Source organism: Alkalibacterium sp. s-m-28 (assembly GCF_054658175.1).
In genome coordinates, this window is the sequence record NZ_BAAGIQ010000365.1 from 1 (window position 1) to 275 (window position 275).

Sequence of the window (275 nt, forward strand, 5' to 3'; positions counted from 1 at the left end):
ATTGGATTTCCAAAATTCAAATCCAAACACCGTTCAAAAGCGAGTTATACCACCAACAATCAAGGGGGAAATATCCGAATTGAAGATGGTAAGATCAAACTGCCTAAAATCGGATGTGTAAAGCTTGTCCAGCATCGTACTTTTCAAGGCAAGATTAAATCATGTACGATATCAATGAATAAATCGGGAAAATATTTTATATCCATTCTTGTGGAATCAGCGGACGAAACGCCCCAATTAGTTGAACGGAAGATCGGGATTGATTTGGGTATTTC

The 275-nt window shown here is 37.8% G+C and carries 1 pseudogene; it reads left to right on the plus strand.

The features are described from left to right. A pseudogene (locus tag ACYQ4S_RS12635) lies at positions 1-275 on the plus strand (RNA-guided endonuclease TnpB family protein); the annotation flags it as partial.